The 4,698-nt window shown below is 54.2% G+C and carries 3 protein-coding genes; all 3 read left to right on the top strand.

Annotated features, from left to right (window positions below):
* The first annotated feature begins 238 nt into the window (after positions 1–238).
* On the top strand, positions 239–2,671 hold the full coding sequence (locus tag VEI96_04940; protein ID HXX57326.1) for a PAS domain S-box protein: 2,433 nt from the start codon (positions 239–241) through the stop codon (positions 2,669–2,671).
* On the top strand, positions 2,668–3,315 hold the full coding sequence (locus VEI96_04935) for a response regulator transcription factor (GenBank protein ID HXX57325.1): 648 nt from the start codon (positions 2,668–2,670) through the stop codon (positions 3,313–3,315). Before VEI96_04940 ends, VEI96_04935 begins: the two co-directional genes overlap by 4 nt.
* 324 nt (positions 3,316–3,639) lie before the next feature.
* The gene (locus VEI96_04930) at positions 3,640–4,662 is read left to right on the top strand and encodes a uroporphyrinogen decarboxylase family protein (protein HXX57324.1); all 1,023 of its coding nucleotides are present in this window, start codon (positions 3,640–3,642) and stop codon (positions 4,660–4,662) included.
* Positions 4,663–4,698: the final 36 nt, after the last annotated feature.

Here is a 4,698-nt window from a genome sequence, read left to right as displayed (position 1 = left end):
GAAGAAATGATCTGAATCATATGCATGAGTTTTGAGACCCGAAAGAGAGAATCGGGGGCAAATGGACATTTAGAGAGATTGAGTCTTATAATAAATAAAAGAGAAGAAGCCAAAAGAGCCGAAAAGCCGCATGAAATCTGCGGTTTATCTCCTGTCATGAAAGGGTGAGACAGCCCGGTCATGGCGCATCGAACATGAACAGTGCAGACGACGGGAAGGATTTTCTTGTGGTTATGTCATGAAAGAAACAAGAAGAGATAGGACTGGCGAGGCTTCCGGAAGGGTGAAAAACCGAACTTCGAGAACGGACGCTCCCCGGAAGAAACGCCTGCCGGCGGGAAAAGATGACCTGATCAGTAAAGACCTCTACGAAAGCATCATGGACGGTATAACCTCCGGAGTCTGGGTGGCGGACAAGTCCGACGTCATCTATTATGCCAATAAGGCGATGGAGATGATCGCAGGGGTGACCCAGCAGCGGCTTATCGGATGGGGGGTCTTCACGGATTTCGCAGAAAATGCGACAAGGTATTTCAAGCTTCATTACCGAGAGGCGAAAGAGACCCTGCGGCCGCTCTACTATTCGGAAGTCCCCGTCATCACCCCCGCGGGGAGGCAGACGTATCAGTCGGGATGGCTGATCCCGAAAACCAGGGATGGCAGCTATGACGGCATGATCTGCACCGTTGAAGATATCACAAGCCAGAGGCAGACGAAGAAGGCGTTGCGGGAGAGTGAGGCCAAGTATCGGGAGCTCGTCGAGAGCGCAAACAGCATTATCATGAGGATGGACGTAAAGGGCACGATAACGTTCTTTAACCGGTTCGCGCAGAACTTTTTCGGCTTCAGTGAGGATGAGATAATCGGGAAGAATGTGGTCGGTACGATCATCCCGGAAACGGAGGATCATATCCGGGGCGTAAAGACGATGCTCAAGGAGATCGCGAGATCCCCTGATTCGTATGCGAACAGGGAACACGAGAATACGCGCAAGAACGGTGAACGCGTCTGGATCGCGTGGACGAACAGGGCGCTCTTCGACGACGGCCTGAGGGTCAGCGAAATCCTCTGCATCGGCAATGACATTACCGCGCAGAAATATCATGAGACCCTACTGGAGCAATGCCGCAACGACCTTGAGGAACAGGTGAAGGTCCGCACCGCCGAACTTACCACCATGAATGAGGAACTCCAGCAGGAGATCGGTGAGCGCCGGTGGATGGAGGACGTGCTGAGGAAGTCCGAAGAGAAATACCGTCTCGTGGTAGAGAACGCGAATGAGGGCATTGTCGTCAATCAGGACGGATTCTTCAAGTTTGTGAACGCCAAGGCGGTGAAGATCATGGGATATCCGAAGGAGGAATTGACTTCGAGGCCCTTTACGGAGTTTATTCACCCGGATGAGAGGGACACGATGGTGGAGCGGCACCTGAAGAGGATAAAGGGAGACAGCGTGCCGAGTTTCTATTCCTGCAGGATAATAGACGGAGAAGGGAACACCAAATGGCTCGAGATCAATTCGGTCCTGATCACCTGGATGGGAAGACCTGCCACACTCGCCTTTTTTAACAATGTGACCGAGAGGAAGAAGGCGGAGGAGAGGCTGCACCTCCTTGACGCTGCTATCCAGCAGGCGAAAGAGTCTATCGTCATCACGACAGCCAACCCCGGACAGCCGTCCTCTCGCATCGTATTCGTCAATCCCGCGTTCACGAACATGACGGGGTATACGGCGGAAGAAGTTATCGGGAAGCCCTCGCTCATCCTCCAGAGTCCGCAGACGGTCAATACGGAGTGGCTGAAATTGGAAAGCAGTCAGTCCCGGGGCAAGGCCTTTTATGTGGAGACCCTGACCAACCGCAAGGACGGCGCGCAGATCAATCTGGAATGGCAGATCGTGCCTCTGCGGGATGATGGAGGAAAGGTCACCCATTTCCTCTCGATACAGCGTGACATTACCGAGCGCAAGATGGTTGAAGAGAGGTTCAAGACCTATCAGGAACAGCTCCGCTCTCTCGCTTCGGAATTGTTGCTCACTGAGGAGCGGGAGCGGCGGCGCATCGCGACCGATTTGCACGATCATATCGGCCAGACCCTGGCGATCACGAAGATCAAGCTGGGGGCGCTGAAAGACCTGTTGCCTCCCCATGACTGCCGCGGGCAGATAGACGACATTCGGGCACTTGTCGAACAGACCATCCAATACACGAAGTCCCTGACCTTCGAACTGAGCCCTCCCATCCTCTACGAACTCGGCTTCGAGGCGACGATCGAATGGCTCGCCGAACAGATGCAGAAGCAACATTACATCCTCTTCGATTTTGAGGACGACGGAAGCCCCAAGCCCCTCGACAGGGACGTGAGCATCCTCCTCTTTCAGGCGCTGAGGGAGCTCTTCATGAATATCGTGAAACATTCACAGGCCCATCAAGTGACGGTGTCCCTCCGGAGGGTTGCCGATACGATGCAGATCAGCGTGGAGGACGACGGGATAGGGTTTGACGCTTCGAAGATCGACAAGGTTATGACCTTCGGATTCTTCAGCATCCGTGAACGCTTGAAATATTTCGGAGGGACCTTCGAGATGGATACGGCGCCCGGCCGGGGAACGAGGATCACCCTCACATCTCCTCTTGCGCTTCAGACCGTAGGGGAAAGGAGCCCCCAGTGAACATAAAGGTCCTTTTGGCGGATGATCATAAGATCGTGCGTGACGGTTTACGCACGCTCCTCGAAAATCATCCTGAGATTACCGTGGTCGGTGAGGCCGAGGATGGAAGGGAAACAGTGCAGCTTGCACAGAAACTGGCCCCCGCCGTGGTTATCATGGACATCGCGATGCCCGACCTGAACGGCATTGAAGCGACGCGCCAGATTATCTCAGAGCACCCGCATATTAAGGTGGTCGCGCTCTCGATGCACTCGGACAGACGGTTTGTGTCTGAGATGCTCAAGGCCGGGGCGTCGGCCTATCTCCTCAAGGACTGCGCCTTCGAGGAATTGGTGAACGCCATCCTCACGGTGATGAAGAACAAGATCTACCTCAGTCCCGCCATAGCGGGCGTCGTTATCGAAAATTACATCCGGAACGCACCGAAATCAGAGCCGTCGGTTTTTTCCCTCCTGTCGGACCGGGAACGGGAGGTGCTCCAGCTCATGGCCGAAGGCAAGGCGACAAAGGAGATAGCCTCGCACCTCCACGTGAGCATCAAGACCGTCGAGACGCACCGCATGAATATCATGACGAAGCTCGATATCCACAGTGTGGCAGAACTGACGAAGTATGCCATACGAGAAGGTCTCACTTCCCTCTGAAAAATACCTTGCGATTCTAAGTACCCGCTTATCATTTTTCTCTTCTGCCCTTCCTGCTCTCCCTCGATACTTCATGAAGAAGGTTTCCCGAAAATCGGGATGAAACCAATTGGATTGCTTCCCTTAATGGACCGTTCGGATCGGTTCCTTCCCCATCTCTTTTCCTCGCAGCGTTGCCTACGGCTCAGCCTCTCGTCCGCTCCAATAGGACGGTAGGGTTTTCCCCGACTCAAAATCAGGGAAATCCCGATTGTTCCTCCCGACGGAAAGATGGAACAATAAAGCATCACACGGAGCGTAAACCAAGAAGAGGAAGGAGAAGACATGTCAGGAAACACGTTGACGCCAAGGGAGAGGATATTAAAGTTCTTGAAGGGGGAAAAAGTTGACCGTCCCCCGATTTTCAGCGGAATGGGAAACGTCATAAAGCCCGTACTCGACAAATACGGGATTGTCTTCTCCAGGGTGCATAGAGACCCTGAGTTGATGGCAAAAGCGGCTGCAGGTATGTATCGGGAGTTCGGCTACGAATGTGCTGTCGTCCCCTTTGACCTCGGGGTTGAGGCTGAGGCACTTGGCGCGAAGATGAATTTCTATGATGACGTCGAGGGGCTTCTCTACCCGACCATAAAAGAAAAATGCGTGAAAGAGGTCGAGGATGTGCAAGTCCCTGAAGACCTCGAAAACGCGGGCAGAATCCCTGTCGTGACAGGGGCGATAAAGGCGCTGCGCAGGGAATTGGGCAAGGAGGTGGCGATCGGTGCCTATGTCCTCGGCCCCTTCACCCTTGCCGGTCAGGTGAAAGAACTCGATGCGCTATTTGAGGAGTCTTTCCTCGAGCCGGAGAAGACCGACCGGTTGCTGGCGAAACTTTCGGAATTCATCGTCAGGGTCTTCAAGATTTACCGGGATGCGGGGGCGGACTATTTCACCCTCCGTGAGATGGGCGGGACCTCGGACGTCATGAGTCCCAAGAGTTTCAAGAGTCTCATTAAACCACACCTTGTCAGGATCCTCTCTGAAATGCCCCGTCCGAGCATATTGCATATCTGCGGCGATACAAACGCGATTGTAGCGGACATGGCGGAATGCGGGGCTGACGCCGTGAGCGTCGACCAGAAAAACTGCATGGCCGAGACGAGGCAGAAACTCGGGCCAAAGGCCATGATCCTCGGCAACTTCGATCCGATAAAGGTCCTCCATAAGGGCGATGTTAAGGATGTCGGCCCTGCGGTTCTCGAATCCCTGAAGGGGGGAGCGAGCGCCGTATGGCCGGGCTGCGATCTCTGGCCTGAAGTGCCGAAAGAGAATATGGAAGCGCTCATGACGGCCTTGAAGGCTGCGTGAAGGGGAAGATGGGGAAAGGTTTACGATGAAGATCGT

This window comes from Thermodesulfovibrionales bacterium (genome assembly GCA_035622735.1).
Taxonomy (GTDB): domain Bacteria; phylum Nitrospirota; class Thermodesulfovibrionia; order Thermodesulfovibrionales; family UBA9159; genus DASPUT01.
The sequence above is the reverse complement of the archived record's forward strand: the minus strand, read 5'-3'. Positions and strand labels throughout refer to the sequence as shown.

Coding starts and splice junctions, on each gene's coding strand:
- VEI96_04930 (HXX57324.1), top strand. CDS start 3,640: ATGTCAGGAAACACGTTGACGCCAAGGGAGAGGATATTAAAGTTCTTG.
- VEI96_04940 (HXX57326.1), top strand. CDS start 239: ATGAAAGAAACAAGAAGAGATAGGACTGGCGAGGCTTCCGGAAGGGTG.